Source organism: Actinosynnema sp. CS-041913, from assembly GCF_050942485.1.
In the GTDB taxonomy this organism is placed as follows: Bacteria; Actinomycetota; Actinomycetes; order Mycobacteriales; family Pseudonocardiaceae; genus Actinosynnema.
Window position 1 is genome coordinate 2,284,467 of sequence record NZ_CP192037.1, and the last position, 15,902, is coordinate 2,300,368.

At 68.5% G+C, this 15,902-nt stretch carries 21 protein-coding genes and 3 pseudogenes; 12 read left to right on the top strand and 12 right to left on the bottom strand.

Going from position 1 to position 15,902, the window contains the following annotated elements; genetic code table 11:
• Position 1 precedes the first annotated feature (1 nt).
• Together ACQPZF_RS11190 and ACQPZF_RS11195 are read right to left on the bottom strand one after the other, a co-directional pair.
• The gene (locus tag ACQPZF_RS11190) at positions 2–826 is read right to left on the bottom strand and encodes a hypothetical protein (protein ID WP_433270951.1); all 825 of its coding nucleotides are present in this window, start codon (positions 824–826) and stop codon (positions 2–4) included.
• Positions 827–1,071: 245 nt separating this feature from the next.
• Positions 1,072–1,209 (bottom strand): hypothetical protein, encoded by a 138-nt coding sequence (locus tag ACQPZF_RS11195; protein ID WP_433270953.1) that lies wholly within the window; start codon positions 1,207–1,209, stop codon positions 1,072–1,074.
• A gap of 146 nt (positions 1,210–1,355) precedes the next feature.
• On the opposite strand from ACQPZF_RS11195, the gene ACQPZF_RS11200 reads away from it, so the two are divergent.
• From ACQPZF_RS11200 to ACQPZF_RS11210, 3 genes are all read left to right on the top strand, one after another.
• Complete coding sequence (locus tag ACQPZF_RS11200; protein WP_433270955.1) at positions 1,356–3,767, top strand: polymorphic toxin-type HINT domain-containing protein; 2,412 nt, start codon at positions 1,356–1,358, stop codon at positions 3,765–3,767.
• Complete coding sequence (locus ACQPZF_RS11205) at positions 3,764–4,072, top strand: hypothetical protein (protein ID WP_433270957.1); 309 nt, start codon at positions 3,764–3,766, stop codon at positions 4,070–4,072. The genes ACQPZF_RS11200 and ACQPZF_RS11205 overlap by 4 nt, the downstream gene beginning before the upstream one ends.
• Before the next feature lie 93 nt (positions 4,073–4,165).
• Positions 4,166–4,672, top strand: a complete 507-nt coding sequence (locus ACQPZF_RS11210; RefSeq protein ID WP_433270959.1) for a hypothetical protein — start codon at positions 4,166–4,168, stop codon at positions 4,670–4,672.
• A 166-nt stretch (positions 4,673–4,838) separates the two neighbouring features.
• On the opposite strand, the gene ACQPZF_RS11215 is transcribed toward ACQPZF_RS11210, so the two are convergent.
• Positions 4,839–5,405: a TetR family transcriptional regulator gene (locus ACQPZF_RS11215; RefSeq protein WP_433270962.1), complete on the bottom strand. Its 567-nt coding sequence runs from the start codon at positions 5,403–5,405 to the stop codon at positions 4,839–4,841.
• Positions 5,406–5,497: 92 nt separating this feature from the next.
• Here ACQPZF_RS11215 and ACQPZF_RS11220 point away from each other — a divergent pair, with 92 nt between their 5' ends.
• Positions 5,498–5,914, top strand: coding sequence for a nitroreductase/quinone reductase family protein (locus ACQPZF_RS11220; protein WP_433270965.1), 417 nt, complete (start codon positions 5,498–5,500; stop codon positions 5,912–5,914).
• Positions 5,915–5,989: 75 nt separating this feature from the next.
• Here the strand turns inward: ACQPZF_RS11220 and ACQPZF_RS11225 are convergent, their stop codons facing one another.
• On the bottom strand, positions 5,990–6,127 hold the full coding sequence (locus ACQPZF_RS11225; RefSeq protein WP_433270967.1) for a hypothetical protein: 138 nt from the start codon (positions 6,125–6,127) through the stop codon (positions 5,990–5,992).
• A 95-nt stretch (positions 6,128–6,222) separates the two neighbouring features.
• Here ACQPZF_RS11225 and ACQPZF_RS11230 point away from each other — a divergent pair, with 95 nt between their 5' ends.
• The 6 genes from ACQPZF_RS11230 to ACQPZF_RS11255 all read left to right on the top strand — a co-directional run bounded on the left by ACQPZF_RS11230 (position 6,223) and on the right by ACQPZF_RS11255 (position 10,167).
• The gene (locus ACQPZF_RS11230) at positions 6,223–6,351 is read left to right on the top strand and encodes a hypothetical protein (protein WP_433270970.1); all 129 of its coding nucleotides are present in this window, start codon (positions 6,223–6,225) and stop codon (positions 6,349–6,351) included.
• 39 nt (positions 6,352–6,390) lie between these two features.
• Positions 6,391–6,783 (top strand): antibiotic biosynthesis monooxygenase, encoded by a 393-nt coding sequence (locus tag ACQPZF_RS11235; protein WP_433270972.1) that lies wholly within the window; start codon positions 6,391–6,393, stop codon positions 6,781–6,783.
• A gap of 618 nt (positions 6,784–7,401) precedes the next feature.
• A complete protein-coding gene (locus ACQPZF_RS11240; RefSeq protein WP_433270975.1) occupies positions 7,402–8,379 on the top strand; it encodes a phosphotransferase enzyme family protein in 978 nt (325 codons plus the stop codon).
• A gap of 186 nt (positions 8,380–8,565) precedes the next feature.
• The gene (locus ACQPZF_RS11245; RefSeq protein ID WP_433270978.1) at positions 8,566–8,784 is read left to right on the top strand and encodes a hypothetical protein; all 219 of its coding nucleotides are present in this window, start codon (positions 8,566–8,568) and stop codon (positions 8,782–8,784) included.
• A 175-nt stretch (positions 8,785–8,959) separates the two neighbouring features.
• Positions 8,960–9,295 carry a PadR family transcriptional regulator gene (locus ACQPZF_RS11250; protein WP_433270980.1) on the top strand — a complete coding sequence of 112 codons (336 nt, stop codon included), beginning with the start codon at positions 8,960–8,962 and terminating at the stop codon, positions 9,293–9,295.
• Positions 9,292–10,167: a hypothetical protein gene (locus tag ACQPZF_RS11255; RefSeq protein WP_433270982.1), complete on the top strand. Its 876-nt coding sequence runs from the start codon at positions 9,292–9,294 to the stop codon at positions 10,165–10,167. The genes ACQPZF_RS11250 and ACQPZF_RS11255 overlap by 4 nt, the downstream gene beginning before the upstream one ends.
• A gap of 391 nt (positions 10,168–10,558) precedes the next feature.
• Here the strand turns inward: ACQPZF_RS11255 and ACQPZF_RS11260 are convergent, their stop codons facing one another.
• Positions 10,559–10,921 carry a MerR family transcriptional regulator gene (locus ACQPZF_RS11260; protein WP_433270984.1) on the bottom strand — a complete coding sequence of 121 codons (363 nt, stop codon included), beginning with the start codon at positions 10,919–10,921 and terminating at the stop codon, positions 10,559–10,561.
• 113 nt (positions 10,922–11,034) lie between these two features.
• On the opposite strand from ACQPZF_RS11260, the gene ACQPZF_RS11265 reads away from it, so the two are divergent.
• A complete protein-coding gene (locus ACQPZF_RS11265; RefSeq protein WP_433270987.1) occupies positions 11,035–11,931 on the top strand; it encodes an NAD(P)-dependent oxidoreductase in 897 nt (298 codons plus the stop codon).
• A 143-nt stretch (positions 11,932–12,074) separates the two neighbouring features.
• On the opposite strand, the gene ACQPZF_RS11270 is transcribed toward ACQPZF_RS11265, so the two are convergent.
• The 7 genes and pseudogenes from ACQPZF_RS11270 to ACQPZF_RS11300 form a co-directional block, all read right to left on the bottom strand.
• The gene (locus ACQPZF_RS11270) at positions 12,075–12,785 is read right to left on the bottom strand and encodes a hydrolase Nlp/P60 (protein ID WP_433270989.1); all 711 of its coding nucleotides are present in this window, start codon (positions 12,783–12,785) and stop codon (positions 12,075–12,077) included.
• A gap of 430 nt (positions 12,786–13,215) precedes the next feature.
• Positions 13,216–13,422, bottom strand: a pseudogene (locus ACQPZF_RS11275) (replication-relaxation family protein); the annotation flags it as partial.
• 22 nt (positions 13,423–13,444) lie between these two features.
• Positions 13,445–13,561, bottom strand: a pseudogene (locus ACQPZF_RS11280) (replication-relaxation family protein); the annotation flags it as partial.
• Between the two features lie 380 nt (positions 13,562–13,941).
• Positions 13,942–14,277 carry an N-6 DNA methylase gene (locus ACQPZF_RS11285; protein ID WP_433274530.1) on the bottom strand — a complete coding sequence of 112 codons (336 nt, stop codon included), beginning with the start codon at positions 14,275–14,277 and terminating at the stop codon, positions 13,942–13,944.
• Positions 14,205–14,669: an N-6 DNA methylase gene (locus tag ACQPZF_RS11290; protein WP_433270991.1), complete on the bottom strand. Its 465-nt coding sequence runs from the start codon at positions 14,667–14,669 to the stop codon at positions 14,205–14,207. Before ACQPZF_RS11290 ends, ACQPZF_RS11285 begins: the two co-directional genes overlap by 73 nt.
• Positions 14,666–14,965 (bottom strand): hypothetical protein, encoded by a 300-nt coding sequence (locus tag ACQPZF_RS11295; protein WP_433270993.1) that lies wholly within the window; start codon positions 14,963–14,965, stop codon positions 14,666–14,668. The genes ACQPZF_RS11290 and ACQPZF_RS11295 overlap by 4 nt, the downstream gene beginning before the upstream one ends.
• Before the next feature lie 95 nt (positions 14,966–15,060).
• Positions 15,061–15,321 (bottom strand): annotated as a pseudogene (locus ACQPZF_RS11300) (BTAD domain-containing putative transcriptional regulator); the annotation flags it as partial.
• Positions 15,322–15,458: 137 nt separating this feature from the next.
• On the opposite strand from ACQPZF_RS11300, the gene ACQPZF_RS11305 reads away from it, so the two are divergent.
• Positions 15,459–15,899: an RICIN domain-containing protein gene (locus ACQPZF_RS11305; RefSeq protein WP_433270995.1), complete on the top strand. Its 441-nt coding sequence runs from the start codon at positions 15,459–15,461 to the stop codon at positions 15,897–15,899.
• Positions 15,900–15,902 lie beyond the last annotated feature (3 nt).

The window sequence follows — 15,902 nt, forward strand, 5'->3', positions numbered from 1 at the left end:
TTCACGGTGCGCTCATGACGTGCCGCGCCACCGTGGCGCTCCGGGCGGTCCGCGCCTCGATCAGGGCCAGCGCGATGACGCTCAGGACGATGAAGGCGAGCCAGGCGGCGTTCCACCAACCGACGGTGGTGCTGAACACCGACACGACCGGCAGCGACCACACCGACCACACCGCGGTCGGCGCGGCGCCGACTCGGGCGTCCTCGACCCGCATGATGACGTCGGCGGTCAGCGAGACCTCGTCGTCCGCCACGACCGGGTGCGTCAGAATATGGCGTAGCTGGACGACAATGCCGACGGCAAGCCCGCCCAGCCCGATGAGCAGGATGACCGCCGCGTACCTCGCGGTGGAGTCGTGCAGTGTAAGGGTGCCGATTGCCAGTGCCGTCGCGCCCGCGAACGTGGTGGCCGCGAACGCGGCACGCGGCCAGCCGAGCACGGTCCGCCAGCCGAGCCGGACCGGGTGGGCCGCCCGTCGCGGCAACGTCGCACCGCCGCGCCGGTCGACCCGCCGCACCCACCCGTCCAGCAACGACTGGGCCAGCACCAACCCGACCACCAGCGCCGTCAACACCAGCAGCGACCAGCGCCGGTGCCCGGACCCGTCGACCATGCCGCCGGTGTAGGCGAGGGCAACCGCGATGATGAACGCGGCCAGCAGGACGGAAGCGGCCAGCCGGGCACGTCGCCGGACCGCCAGACGCGCCGCCAGCAACGGTGTCGGCCGGATGTCGACCAGGTCGTGCCCGGCCAACCACACGCCGGCCCGCTCGAGGTCCGCCGGACGCACCGGTGGGTCGACGTTCGGCAAGGTTCCGTTCGGCATGACGCCTCCAATGTCGCAACTCTTGCCTCAATATGGTGCGTCAAGATTTGCGACAAGTCAATCCGGATACGGAGCACCGGCGCCTGGTGTTGCCGCGCGGCGGTAGGTGCACGGTGCTCACTGGCCAGTGCACGCGATCAGGTGGTGGAAAGCGCTCTCAGAGCGAGTCCGGCCTTCCGTTATCGCTAGTGGGCAGAAGCACTACGGCCCGCGCCCTCGGTGTAGGCGTAGCTCCCGAGCGAAACCTACTCACCGGGTTGCTGCGACTGGTCGACGGTCTTCACAGCGGTGCCGCCGTCGTGTTCGACGGTGTAGCCGGCATCCGTCGCGGTGGCCGCGTTCGTGTACCTGACCAGCACTTCGTACGTGCCGTTGCGCGGCACGTCGATGTTCCAGGTGACGTGGTCACCACCCGTACCCGCCGAGTGGAGCCGAGACGACCGCCTACACCTACGACGCCAACGGCAACCCGTTGACCCGCACACACGACACACAGAGCGCTGTCTACGAGTACAGCGACCCACGCGACTTGCTGACGAAGGTCACCAACACCGACGTCGGCCGCGAGCCGCAGGTCACGACCTACGGATACGACCGGCGGCGGCTCCGGTCGCTGGAGACCAAAGCCAACGGCAACACCGTGTCCTACGACGAGTACTACCTCGACGGTCGCGCTCGGCACGAACTCGAGAAGAAGCCGGACGGCACGGTGGTCGCCGAGCACCGGTTGGAGTACAACGCGAACGGCCAGCAGATCAAGGACACCTCGCGAAAGATGAACGCCGACGACAACTCGGCGTACCTGGACGAGGTGCACAACTACACGTTCGACCCGCGCGACCGGATCAGGAAGGTCGAGAAGTCGGCGGGTGGAACCGAGACCTACGCACACGACGCGAACAACAACGTCGTGGAGCAGTCGGTGGACGGCCGGACGACGACGTTCACCTACGACCGGAACCGGCTCGTCTCCTCCAATGCCGGTGACGTCACCGCCGCCCACACCTACGACCCGTACGGACGGCTGGACAAGGTGAAAGCCGGCGGTGAACTCGTCGAGAAGTACCGGTACGACGGGTTCGACCGGGTCGTCGAGCACCAGAAGCCCAGGCCGGGCAACGAAGACGAACGGGTCACGGTCCACAACACCTACGATCCGCTGGATCGCACCACCACGCGGACCGAGGGCGGCCGACGCACGGACTTCACCTACCTCGGCCTGTCCAACGACCTGATCGGTGAGGCTGTCGACGGGAAGGCGCACAAGTCCTACCAGTACAGCGCTACCGGCGAGCGCCTGTCGCAGGCCAAGCACAGCGACGATGGCACCGTGGAGAACGGGTTCTACGGCTACAACGCCCACACCGACGTCGAGCAGTTGACCGACAGCCTCGGCAACGCCAAGGCGACCTACGGCTACTCCGCCTATGGCGGCGACGACAAGACCGCGTTCACAGGTGTGGATAAACCCGACCCGCAGGAACCCACCAAGGATGTCTACAACGCGTACCGCTTCAACGCGAAGCGGTACGACCCCGCGACCGGCAACTACGACATGGGATTCCGCGACTACAGCCCCGGTCGCAACACGTTCCTGTCCCGGGACAGCTACCAGGGCGCACTGGGTGACCTCCAGCTCGCGACCGACCCGTGGAGCGGCAACCGCTACGCGTTCGGTGGCGGCAACCCGATCAGCCGGATCGAGCTGGACGGCCACCGCAACTGCGGTATCGACGGTGTGGACTGCGGGATGGACAAGGAGATCCACGCTTTCCTCGACACGGCGCCGGTGCCGGTGGACAAGCGCCACAACCCGGACCACCACACACTGCCCGGTGGAACCACGTTCGACATCGACGAGCCGGACAAGGTCTACATCAACAGCCAGCTACTGCCACCGGTCTCGGAGTTCGGCGGGCCTGATCACCGGGATCTCGCCGGGAAGGTGGATGACCGGATCAGCAACAACAAGCTGTACCGGGACATGATGCAGAGCAACCCGCGCTGGGCGACCTTCCGGGCCCTCGGCGAGATCTGCGCGGAGGACCCCGGATACTGCGGCAGGAGCTTCCAGCTCGCCGTCACGGCGAACATGGTGCTCGAAGGCGAGCTGGAGAACCCGTTCAGCGGTGCCGGCCGAGGGAAGGTGAAGTCGCCGCGCGGCGTCAACCACAGCGCCGGGGTCCGCCAGGGCAAGGGCGGCTGCCCGCTGTCGAACAGCTTCACCGGTGACACCGAGGTGTTGATGGCCGACGGGTCGCGGAAGCCCATCAGCCGGATCGAGGAAGGCGACGAGGTCCTCTCCACCGATCCGGAGAGCGGGCGGACCGAAAGCCGGATCGTCGTGCGGCTGATCGTCGGGGAGGGCAACAAGGACCTCGTGCGCGTGACCGTCGACGGCGACGATGCCGGCTTCGTGACCGCGACCGCGGGCCACCCGTTCTGGGCCGACGACCAAGGCCGGTGGATCGACGCGGGCGACCTGGTGCCGGGCGACGACGTGCTGACCTCGGCCAGCACACGACGGCAGGTCGCGGGCACCCGGAGGTACGCCGCGATCCAGCGGGTGCACAACCTGTCCGTCGAAGGCATCCACACCTATTACGTCTTCGCCGGCGAGACACCCGTGCTCGTGCACAACACCGGACCGTGCGGCGACGACGTCGACGGCATCGACCACGCGAAGAGGCGCCATCTCAAAGACGGACCTGAGTGGGACAAGAAGGCGGGCTACTTCGACCCGGGAACCGACTTCGGCGACCTCGCACGCGGGTCGGCGGGCAGGATCGGTGTGTACCAGCCTACAGAGGGCACCCTCAAGTACGTGATCGACGCGGGCAAGGTCGTCGGGCACCACAATAGGAAACCCACTACGATCTACACCGTGATCCGTGATCTGGGCAGTGGAGAACTGGTCACCATGTTCCCTGGAGTGGGGTGAACGAGGTGGCCATCTCCGTGGTGCTGAAAGACGGTGCCGGCACGGTGCTCATCCGGATGGACCGTCCGTATCTCCCGCTCGTGGGCCGGACCGATCGGGACCAGTACCCGATGCTGGGTCACGTCGACCCGTACGGGAACACCATCTTCAACCGCGGCCAGATGGCGACCCTGGTCGCGGAACTGGAACGGGTGTCGAAGGCGGGCCCGCAGGGGGAGCGATCGGCCGTCGCCAAGGAACTGGTGGCGATCTGCGTCGAAGGACAACGCAAACCACACCGCTTCCTGTGGTTCATAGGCGACTGACGAACCGACGCCGGCCGGGCCCCCAACGAGGTACCAGGGCCCGGCCGGCGCGTCCGCACGTGGGTGCCCGGCAGTCGGTAGCGGCCACATGCGGTGAGGCACCTGAGGAGCGGCAGACGGGAGTTCCGAGTCGACGGCATCCGCCTCGTCGATCTGTCAGAGGGTGGATGCGGCGACCTCAATGCCGAGTACGAGCACTTTCTCGACCACCAGACTCTACTGCCGGCCAACCCGTCGGACGCGGTCCGCGCCGGCCGGATCGTGCGCGTCCCGGTGCTGTCGGGCGGCAACCACGAGGAGGCCCGCGCGTTCATGGCCGGCGCGGCCAAGGCGATGCCGGACGCGATCACCGCGCAGACCTACCCGCAGCTTGTCCGCACGGCGTTCGGCGACCGGGCCGCGGACGTCCTCGCGCAGTACCTGTTGGCGCGCTTCGGAACTCGGGTGGAGGCATGGTCCACAGTTGTCACCGACGCGGCGTGGAGCTGCCCGACCCAGGCCGGCAACCAGGCGCTGACCCGCGCGATGACCGTGTCATGCGAGGACTCGCCGTCCGGTAGAACACCAGGGCAGCGTTCGCACGCGCGGGAGAGAGCATGATCGGTCAGCGCGCACATCGATGAGCTGATCAATACGGGGCAGCGCTGCGCTGGACGAACTGAAGGCGAATAACGTCGCCTGCCGCAAGCAGAGTTCCTGGTGGTGGCGTTTCCGCCTAGGTGAGATCCGCAGGACTGTTTGGTGTGGACGGTCGGTCTTGGACGGTTCAGTCGGCGGAGCGGACGAAACGTGTGACCGCAGTGACAATCGAGGCGCGGTGGTCAGCGATTCGCTGGGGGTCGGTGGGGTCCGAGCCGTCCGCGCGCAGCAGTCCGGTCGGCGTGAGATACCACGCCTGGGCGATGGCGTAGATGAAGACCAGTAGATCGACTGCTGTCAGTGGGGCGCTGTCGACGCCTGACACCGTCGTGGTCTTGGAGGCGTAGCTCTCCATCGGCTCGGCGGCGGCTTCCGGGCGTTCGAGGTGGGCCCACATGGTGATGCGTAGGGCCGAGGGCTCCCGACGGTGGTAGTCGAACACCTCACCCGCCCATGCGGGCAGGTCGTCGGCCCTCGGGGGGACCGCAGCCGCCATCGAGTGGATCGCGCTGGTGACAGCGGTGTCGAAGAGGCCGTCCTTGCTGCTGAAGTAGGCGTAGATCATCCGCACGTTGGTCTCCGCCTCGCGCGCGATCCGATCAACGCGTCCACCCGCGTAGCCGTGCTCGGCGAACTCGGCCGTGGCGGCTCGCAGGATGCGCGCCTTGGTGGCGTGGGCGTCGCGCGGGGACATGCGGCCTCCTGGCGGTACGGGGGTCCTTTGACAAGAGCTTGAACCCGTCCTAGTCTAAAATAAATCAGTACTTACTTACTTGGAGGTCCGCGATGAACGCGGAGATCCGAAAGGCGTTGGCGATCACGCCGGCGTCACGGTCACGGGACCGCACGATCGACATCACGACGATCGGGGCTCGGACCGGGCAGCCCAGGCGGATCGAGATCTGGTTCTACCGGGTCGACGGGCAGATCTACCTCAGCACCTCACCTGCGAGGCGTAGCTGGTACGCCAACATCCTGCGCACCCCACGGTTCATCTTCCACCTCAAGAACGGAGTGCGCGCGGACCTCCCGGCGATCGGGACGCCGGTGCACGACCCGCAGCTCCGCGAGCACGTGTTCAGCGCGATCATCACCGACCTGAACCAGCCCTGGAACCCAGCGGCCATCCCGCAGCCGGTCGAACCGCTCGAACAGTGGATGGCCAGCAGTCCGCTCGTCCGGGTCGACTTCGCCGACGACTGACCGCGCCGCGCTATCCACGTCACCAAACATCACAACGGACACCTGAGATGCGTTTTCACAGCAAGGTCGTCCTGATCACTGGAGCAGCCGGGGGATGGGGGCGTCGCACGCGCGCGGCTCCCACGCGGAAGGTGCGTCCGTGGTGGTCACCGACATCATCGAGCTGGCCAGGGACAACATCCCGATGAACTCCATCGATCCCGGTGTGGTCAACACCCCGCTCATCACCGAGCCGCTGCGGTCGGGCCTGGCCGCTCGCGCAGGGGGAGCACATCGTCCCGATCCCCGGCAGCCGCAACCCGAAACGGGTGACCGAGAACGCCCTCGCGGCCGACCTACAGCCGGAACCCGACGACCTGGACCGCATCGCCGCGATCCTGCCCACCGGCGGGTACGGCGCTCGCTACATCGATGAACACATGCCGACCTGGCAGTGACACAGCACCACTACGGTCGAACTAGGAAGGAAAGACACGATGCCCAATTCGTCCCAGGTCGACCTGATCTTCGCCTACCGGGTCGTCGCCGGCAGAGAAGCGCTCTTCGAGCAGTACCTGAAAACCGTGCTACCGCTGACGGAGGCCGAGGAGCCCTACGTCCTGGAGTACCACCTCTTCCGCCGGGAAGACGGCATTATCCTCCAGCATGAGCGCTACGCCGACGAGCAGGCCATCCGCGACCACTTGCGCGTCACGGCTGCGGGGCAAAAGCTCTGGGGAGACGCGACCGAACTGCTCGACATCCGGGTGGTCGGCCCGGTCAGTGACGCCTTTCTCACCGAGTTCACAATCCCGGCCTCGGCGCATTTCGCGCGCTTCCGCTCGATTTCCCGACCGCAACACCACGTCCCCGGAACCGTTGCCGGGTAGCGCATCGGCACGGAATCAACTCGCCGTCCCGGTTGCCCTGCATCGCCAGGCTCATGCCGCACCCCTGCGGAGAGCAGCATTGCCACCGCACCGGCCGCCACCAGCGGGCCGATGGCGTGGGCCAAGAGCTGCATCGCGTCGAACCGTGTCCACGGCACCGACATCCGCGGCAGAGCTTCTGGACGATTTCCTCGGAACCTGCCGCCGACCTGACTGGCCGGTGGCGGCGGCAACGTCGCGTCGGTCGCGTTCAGCCCGGACGGCCACACCCTGGCCGCCACCACCGACAACGGCGTCGTCAGCAGCGCGGTCCACGACGTGCCGCCGAGCACGGTCCGCACAGAGCAAGCGGTCATCACGCCGGTCGCGGCATGAGCGCGCGTCGCGCGCTTCGCAGGTCGCCCGACCCACGGCAGAAGAGAACGTTCTATGAATCGGCCGTCCGTCCGTATCGTCGGGCCCTGCGGCCTGATCGCGCGCCTTTAGGCGGCCCGTTCGGTGCCAAGGCGGCGGGCCACCCGTACGGTCCATACTGGGTGGCGTGACGCTCATCGCTCAGATCTTCGCGCTCTTCGCCCGCCGGCCGCCGGTCGTCCTGCTGTCTCCGGTGGTCTGACTGTGGTCGACGAGTTGGTGGCGCACGTGCGGGAGGCGTTCGGGTGGGATGAGGACGTCGTGGTGTCGGCGGGGCCGCGGGGTGCACTGGGACAGATCTGGCGGCTGGACGTCGGCCCGGAACGGTATGCGCTCAAGGAGGGCTTCGCCGAGCCGCCGTCGGAGGCGGTGATCGAGGCGGAACTGGCGTTCGCGCGGCGGGCGGCCGAGGTGGGGGTGCGGCTGCCGGAGAGCCACCCCGACCGCAACGGGCGCCACCTGCTCGCGGCGCCCGACGGGAAGTGGCTGCGGCTCTATGACTGGGTCGACGTGCGGCCGGTCGAGCTGACCGCGCTCGCCACGCCGGGAGAGCTCGGGACGCTGCTGGCGCGTCTGCACCGGTGCGCCCCGGCTGCGGCGGTCGAGCCGGGCGGCGGACCGCCTGATCCCTGGTATGACCACATCCCCGCCGCGCACGAGTGGGCGGCGGCGTCCGCGTCGGGCGCGGTGTGGGCCGCCCGACTGACCGACCGGCTCACCACGGTGACCGACCTGTGCGCGGCGGTCGCACCGGCCGATCCCGCCGGGCTGATCCTCTGTCATCGCGACCTGCACCCGCAGAACGTCCTCGCCGACCCCGCCGGCGCGCTGGTGGTCCTCGACTGGGACAACCTCGGGCCGGCCGCGCCCGGTCGGGAGCTGGCCTGGGCGCTGTTCGCCTGGTTCGGCGACGGCCCGGCCGCCGACCTCGACGCCATGCGCCGCGTGTACGAGGCCTACCTGGACGAGGGCGGCCCAGGCCGCATCACCGCGCCGGCAGACTTCACGATGTACCTGGCGTCCCGGCTGAACTTCCTCCTGGCCCAGACGAACATCGCCCTCGACCCACATGCCGAGCAGCGGCACCGTGACTGGGCCGAACGCGAGATCGACGAGGCACTGACCATCCTGCCAACCCCACGGCAACTGACTGCCGTACTGGAACTGACACGCGCCCGCTAACGCGTTCACCACACCCGCTGCCTGTGTCAGATGGTTGACAACCTCGTTTCCGCGCAACGTGATCAGCCGGGAAGCGGCCGGTGTCCGCACTACTTGGTCGCAAGCTGTCTGGCGGCTCTGCAAGCAGCCTGAGCGTATGTTGGCGTCACGTGCGGGGAGGCGCGTGGGCACCTCGGACCGGACACCGTGGAGACCACCGACCCGCTGATCGGGCGCAAGAAGCTCAGCTCCGCAGGTAGCGGCGGTCGCCCCGAAACCGCCGCCATGTTGAAGTTCTGCGCCCGGCACGACGTCACCGCCGACATCGAATTCGTGCACTCGGCGCGCGTGAACGAAGCCCTCGACCGCTTGGAGCGCAACGACGTCCGCTACCGCTTCGTGCTCGACATGTCCGACCTGTCGTAGACCGCACTTGCAGTTCTGGAGACTTCGACTGCAACACGGCCATCCGGCGCGGCGCTCGATTACGAGATGAACACCGGCCTTGGTGCCTCGCTTGGCGACGGTTCAAGGTGGTGCTCGCGCGTCGGGGTGGTTCGGTGGCTTGCGCATAGGCCGATGATCGGTATATACCGTTCCTGTGACCGACGCTTTGCGGGAACCCACGTTCCTGATACTCACCGCGCTTGCCGAAGAGCCCCGGCATGGCTACGGGATCCTGCGTGATGTCGAGCAGATCTCCGGGGGGCGGGTGCGGCTGCGGGCGGGCACCCTCTACACCGCGCTCGACCGGCTGACCTCGGACGAGTGGGTGGCCGTCGATCGGGAAGAGGTGGTCGACGGCAGGCTCAGGCGGTACTACCGCCTGACCGACCCGGGGGCGGCCAGGCTGGCGGAGGAGATCGCACGGGTGCGGGCCACTACCCGTGTCGCGGAAACACGTCTGCGTGCACGGCTCATCGGAGGGACGGCGTGAGCGAACTCGAGAAGCGGTACCGGCGGCTGCTGGGCCTCTACCCGCGGGACCACCGCGAACAGCACGGCGACGAGATGCTCGGCGTGCTGATCGCCGACGCGGGTGACCGGACGACCCCGGGCCCGCGGGACACCGCCGACCTGCTGTGGGGCGCGTTCCGGTTGCACGTGCGGCGTCTGCTCGCGGCCGACGTGCTGGCGATCGTCAGCCTGCTCGGCCCGATCGCGGTCCTGGCGGGTGCGGCCACGAGCCTGCACGAGCTGGCCTGGTGGGTCCAGGCGGGCTCGGCGCCGCCGTTCGAGCAGCTCCCCGACGCGCCGGTGTGGTTCGTCTGGCTCGGGGTCGCGATCCTTGCCATGGCAGGGAAACGCAGGGCGGCGGCGATCGGCGCCTGGGTGGCCACCGCCGGGCTGGTCGTGGTCCTCCGGCTGCCGTTCGCGGGCTGGCAGTGGTTCACGGACAAGGCGGGCTGGGTGCTGCTCAGCGCGGTCACGGCCTTCGCGCTGTCCATGTCGGACGGTCGCAAGGCCCGGGGCCGGCCCGCGATCGTCACCATGGCCGCGACGGTCCTGGTGATCGTGGGGCTCGGGGTGTTCGGCCACGGGGACGAGATCGCCGGGTACGCGGCGCTCGCGGTCCTGTTCGCCGGCGCGGTGCTGGCCGCCGGCATCAGGTCCGCCACCGGATGGCGGGCCGCGCTGGTGCTCTCGGCGCCGGTCGCGACCGCGTTGCTCGCGCGGCTCGTGCACGCCGTGCACCACGGGCCGATCAACGACACGGTCTCCACGCTGATCTTCTTCGGCGCACCGCTGGTGTTCCTGGTCGCCATCGGCGGGCTGGTGCGCCTGCCCCGGCGCACGAGCGTCGGCTAGCGCCCGCGCCGATGCCCGTCACCGAGCGGACCTTCGGCTCGTCGGACCGCTCGGTGTCGGCGCGGTCGCGGCTGAGCACCGTGCCGAGGTAGCCCGGCAGGAACGACGGCGGGATCGACACCAGGCTCGGGTTGCCCAGCGGGAACGGGTGGAAGTCCACGCTCTTGATGATGTGACCGTAAACTGCGCCAAGGCAACAGATTCGCCACATCACTAGACCGAACCGACTCCACTGCCACCTCCCTGACTTCCGGGACTTCAACTGCAACACAGACAGTGGTAGTTGAGCACGGCCGGTGCGCGCGCTTTCCGGAGTAGTTGCGCATTGGCCTTGGTTCCCACGAACGGACATCACCGCTGAGTTCAGCCGCTACCGCGGCTCACATGTCCGTCACGACGGCGCGGCACCGGTCGTCATCGCAAGGCAGCCATCCGGCTCGGCGCTGTCGTGCGACGGCGTGGCCGCGATGACGGTGTCCAACACGGCGCGTGCGGCCATGAGATCGGCTACGGCGCGGTCGATCCGTTCGCGTTCCCGGTACAGGTCGGGAAGCATGTCGGGGCAACCCGGCGCCAGTCCCTGGCCTTCGTCGACCATGCAGGGCAGCAACTCTGCGATCGTGTGGGTATTGAGGCCTGCGGCCAGCAGAGTGCGGATGTTCTGGACGGTGCGCGCATCCTCTTCGGCGTACTCGCGATACCCGCTGGGCCGACGGCGTGGCGTCAACAGGCCCTGCTCCTCGTAGTAGCGCAACAGTCGGACGCTGACCCCGGTCCGCTGGGACAAAGTTCCGATACGCACGTGCCGATCACCACACCGATTCGAGTTGACTCTCACACCGATGTGAGACTCTAGCGTCCCCGTTCATGACGACACAGCAATCAACAAGCCCCGTCACCGTCGTTGGCCTTGGCCCCATGGGCATGGCCCTCGCCGAGGCGCTCCTGAAGCAGGGTCACCCCCTGACCGTGTGGAACCGCACCCCGGGCAAAGCCGAAGGTCTCGTCACCAACGGCGCCCACCTCGCGGCAACCGTCTCCGAGGCGGTGTCCGCGAGCCCCGTCACGATCACCTGTCTCAAGGACTACGAGACCGTGTACGGGGCCTTCGACTCCGCCGGAGACGCCCTGAAAGGCCGCATACTGGTGAACCTCAACTCCGGTACGCCGACGGAGGCGCGCACGGCACTCGGCTGGGCGACCGAGCGCGGGGCGGAGTACCTCGACGGTGCGATCATGGTGCCTCCGCCGCTCGTCGGACATCCCGAATCCGTCTTCCTGTACAGCGGTTCGCGGGACGTCTTCGACAAGGTCCGGGTGACGCTGGCGAGCATGGGCGACCCCCGGTACCTCGGTTCCGACCCCAGCCTGGCGGTGCTGTACAACGCCGCACTGCTCGACATGATGTACGCGACCATGAACGGCTTCCTGCACGCCACCGCCCTGGTCGGCTCGGCGGACGTTTCGGCGGTGGAGTTCGCCGAACTCGCGCTCGGCTGGTTCATGCCCTCGGTGGTGGACTCGGGCCTTGCCGAACTCGCGCCCGACTTGGAGAAGGGCGACTACCCCGGCGACCTCGGCACCATGGAAATGAACCTGAACGCGCTCGAGCACATCACCCGCACGTCCGTGGAACAGGGCGTCCACTCCGATCAGCCGCGGCTGATGAAGGAGATCGCCGAGCGAGCGATCGCCGAGGGCTACAGCGACAAGAACTACCTGGCCGTGTTCGAAATCTTCAAGAAGGCGACTCCAGCCTCGTGACTCTCTCCCGGTAGACGGATGCCGGGGCAGCGAGGTTGTCCGAGTCCGGGCCTGGCGGGCAAGCCCCGTACCTCACGGCTGCTCTTTCCGCAGCACTTGAGTTACCTGATGCTCACGCGGAAACTGTCATTCTCGTGCGGAAACTACAACGCGATGGGGGTGGTCGGGCGGGTCGCTCCGGCGTAGTCGTCGCTGGGGTAGCGGTGGTTGTCGATCTGTACCGGTTGGTCGAAGTTCGGTGCGTTGATCATGAGTCCGGCGCCGATGTAGAGGCCGACGTGGTGGATGTTGCCGGGTGTGCCGTGCATCCCGCGGGGGTAGTTGATCGCTGCGAGGGTGACCGTGTTGTGGGCTTGGATGGTGTTGCAGTCGCCGTGGCCGACACTGGTCGCGGCGGCCTCGGCGTACTTCCTGGCCTGTTCGAGGGCCTTGTCGACGTACCAGTCAGCGGGGTTGTAGGCGTAGATCGCCGCCCGGAGGTCGCCGCGCCGGGCTCCTTCGTCGCAGAGCAGGAAGGCGGCGGCGTGGACGGCGTCGCGTGTGTTATACCGGGAGGGCGGGTGGGTGCCGCCCGGTGGTATCCGGTGTGCGGTGATGACGCCGGTGAAGGTCGTTGCGAGGAACTGCATCGGTCCGCCGGCCCCGGCGAGGTTCTCGCTGTCGGTGACTCCGGGTGCTTTCAGGCGGCCGTGGTCGGGCTCGACCTTGCCGATCGCGGCGAGCACGGTCCAGCCCAGGCCGAGGCAGTCCGGGGCCGCGGTGATGTAGAGCAGGCAGTAGTCGGGCGGGATGTCGGCAATGGGCCTGGTGCAATCCACGAAGGTGCTCGACGAGCTGCCGAACAGCGCGTCCACCACGGCACTTACGCCTTGGCCGAGCAGGACGGGGGACGAGCAGCAGCACTGCGGCGGCCCCGATCGCGAGTTTGACGGGCATGGGTTCACCACCTGCCCGGTTGGCCCGACTCGCGCGGTGCCCGCGGGTTGGTCGAGGTGGGCGGCATCGGCGAGGGCGGCGGGGCCATCGGATGGGGCGAGTCCGGGCCGGGCCCGGCGTCACCGCTGGTGGCCATCGGCGGCGGGATGTGCGGCGGTGGGGGTCGAGCAGTTCGGCTGCCGCGGTGGCGACCGGCACCGAGCGCGGGTCCTCCAGTTCACGCCAGGCCCGCGTGAGCAATCGTCGTGCGGTGGCTTCGCGCCGCGAGGTCGGCAGCCACACCAGCAGTGGCGTGGTGATACCGGTGGCCTGGGTGAGGGCGGCGTAGCCGGCCAGTTTCCCGGTGAGCTTGGCCAGGGCCTCGGTGCCGAAGTCGTATTCCAGGAACCACTCCACCTGCTGGTCGCCGTGCCGCCAGCGGCCGTAACCGTCGGGTTTGGCCAGGTCGCCGAAATGCTTGGCGCAGCGGGTTTCCGACCACCACGCCGTCAGCGCGATCTGTTCGCCGGGGTGAGGGGTGGCGGGCGCGGTCGACCAGGGCGGTGAACCACTCATTGACGCCGACGGTGTGGGCCAGGCGCAGGCTGTGGGCGACGCCGAAGACCCGGTCGTGCCGGTAGCCCATCTCCTTGACGTCCAAGCCGTCCTCGGCGGCGAACACGGCCGCGCCGGCCGGGGCGAGGACGTAGTGCATCGGTGCGGTGCCGAGGGTGACGAAGGGCTGGAAGCGGTCGAGCACGCCCCAGGCCTGCGCTGGAGGGTGGGGTTGCTGATCATGTGGAGACCTCCGGAGGGAGAAGGGGCGAAATTCCTTCGATACGAGGGTGTTCAGGTTGAGGGGAGTCGCCTTGCCGGGTCGGGCAGGGCGAGCGGTGGTGGCTGAGATGGGTGGTTCTCCGTGCGCCCGCTGCGCTTCGCCCACCGCCTCCTGCGCTACCGGTTCGGTGCGGCATGAGCCTGTTCACGAGCGGAGTCGGTGACCGAGGGGCATCCGGACGGTGGCGGTGGCGACGTTGATCGGCCGCCGGTCAGGTGCACGTCGCCGGCGAGACCACGACCGAGGTTCATCGGGTCTCAACCACCTGTTGGCTGCTTCCTGGCCACCGCGGAAGAGGGGACGCCGTGGGGTAGGACGACGCCGGCACGGCCCTTATTTGCGCCCATGCTGGCGATCATGTGCTGCACGAACGCCCAGTCCGCCGACGACTGAGGGGCGACACCGCCGAGTGCGCGCGGGTCGTTGGTCGAGGGCTTCCATTTCAGGCTGTAGGGCGGGTTGGCGAGGTTCACGTCGAACTGCGCGATGGACCCGTCCGGCTTCTTGAAGCGCGGGTCCTTCAGGGTGTAGCCGCGCCCGCCGTGGGTTTTCGGAGGTTCGCGGAGGCGATGTGCATGCCGCTCGACCCGCAGGTCGGGTCGTACACCGACTCGAAGTTCTTGGGGTCCAGGACCTCGACGATCAGTTCGACGACCTCGCGCGGGGTGAAGAACTGGCCGGCGCGGGTGCCGGACCCGTCGGAGAACCGCTTCAGCATGATGGTGGCGAGGATGGACGTCCAGGAGGCGCGTCGCTCCCGGACGGTGCCGGGATGGATGAGGAGGTCCACCGGCACGTGGTGCGCGCCGTGCCCGGTGACCAGGCCCGCGAGCCGGCTGGTGACCAGCACCGCGCACGTGCCGCTGCCCGGCCGCAGCGGCGTGACCTGTGCGGTGTCGGCGGCGTTGTCCAGCACCAGCAGTACCCGCCTGTCTGCCACCAGGCTGCGGAACAGCGCCACCTGGGCGTGCGGGTCGGTGGTCACGCGGTCCGGCTCGACCCCCAGCGCGTCCAGGAAGCCCGCACTCCGACCGTCGGGTCCATCGGGTCGTCGTCGGGGCTGAAGCCGCGCAGGTCCACGAAGAGCTGCCCGTCGGGGAACCGGTCGGCGTTGCGGTGCGCCCAGTACGGCGCCGGCCACGACTTGCCGACCCCACCCGCACCCGCGAGCGCCGAGAGCACCACCGTGGCCGCACCGGGCCGCAGCGTGCGGTCGAGCCGGGCCAGTTCGGCGTGCCGACCGACGAACGGCACGGGCGCGGCGGGCAGTTGGCGCGGCACCGGGGATTCGACGGCACCCGCCCCGCGTCGTCGGCCAGCAGGCGCCGGTGGAGGTCGCGCTGTTCGGGGCTGGGGTCCACGCCGAGCTCCTCGGTGAGCCGGTGGCGCAGTTTGTCGTGGTGGGCGAGGGCTTCGGCGTGCAGCCCGCTGTCCACCAGCGCCCGGAGCAGCAGCCGGGCCACCCGCTCGTCCAACGGCCGTTCGACGGCCAACGCGGTCAGCGGAGCCACCGACTGGACGTGCCGACCGAGCCGCAACCGCACCTCGTGCTCGTCCACACCGGTCAGCGGCGTGCCCCACCACGAGGTCCAACGCCTCACCGACCTTCGCGGCCCGCACCCGGTCGTCCCCACCACACGTCACCAGCTCGCCTAGCAGTCGGAACCGCACGTCCCCCGTCGACCCGGTGTCCAACACGCCGTGCCAGGTCCGTGCCAGGTCCCGCCGGCACTGTCGTCGCCCGTACGGAAAACGCACCTCATGAGGGGGACGGATGAAGTTCGGACGAGTTGCGGCAGCGCTCGCCGCGGTGGTGCTGGGGCTGCTGATGGTGGTCCCGACGGCATCGGCTGCGGCTGACACGGTGATGTGGAGCAAGTGGAACGACACCTACCTGGATTACAACCCGAACAACGGCGTGCACGCGCGCGGATGGAACGGCGGGCCGTGGCAGCGGTGGGAGGTCACGCAGTACAGCGACGGCACCGTCCGGTACATGAACGTCGCCACGAAGATGTGCCTGGACAACAGCGAGCACGGCCTGCGCGGCTTCGGCTGCAACGACGGCCCGTGGCAGCGCTGGCGCGTCAAGAACTGGGGCGACAGCACGCGCGAGCTGGTGAGCGTGTGGAACAACCACTGCCTGGACAACAGCCAGTACGGCGTCCGCACGGTCGGTTGCAACGGCCTGGTCTACCAGCGCTGGAGGGTCTGACCC

Excerpts from the sequence above, each read along its gene's own strand:
- ACQPZF_RS11190 (WP_433270951.1), bottom strand. The coding sequence starts at position 826 with ATGCCGAACGGAACCTTGCCGAACGTCGACCCACCGGTGCGTCCGGCG.
- ACQPZF_RS11215 (WP_433270962.1), bottom strand. The coding sequence starts at position 5,405 with ATGTCCCCGCGCGACGCCCACGCCACCAAGGCGCGCATCCTGCGAGCC.
- ACQPZF_RS11220 (WP_433270965.1), top strand. The coding sequence starts at position 5,498 with ATGAACGCGGAGATCCGAAAGGCGTTGGCGATCACGCCGGCGTCACGG.
- ACQPZF_RS11235 (WP_433270972.1), top strand. The coding sequence starts at position 6,391 with ATGCCCAATTCGTCCCAGGTCGACCTGATCTTCGCCTACCGGGTCGTC.
- ACQPZF_RS11265 (WP_433270987.1), top strand. The coding sequence starts at position 11,035 with ATGACGACACAGCAATCAACAAGCCCCGTCACCGTCGTTGGCCTTGGC.
- ACQPZF_RS11305 (WP_433270995.1), top strand. The coding sequence starts at position 15,459 with ATGAAGTTCGGACGAGTTGCGGCAGCGCTCGCCGCGGTGGTGCTGGGG.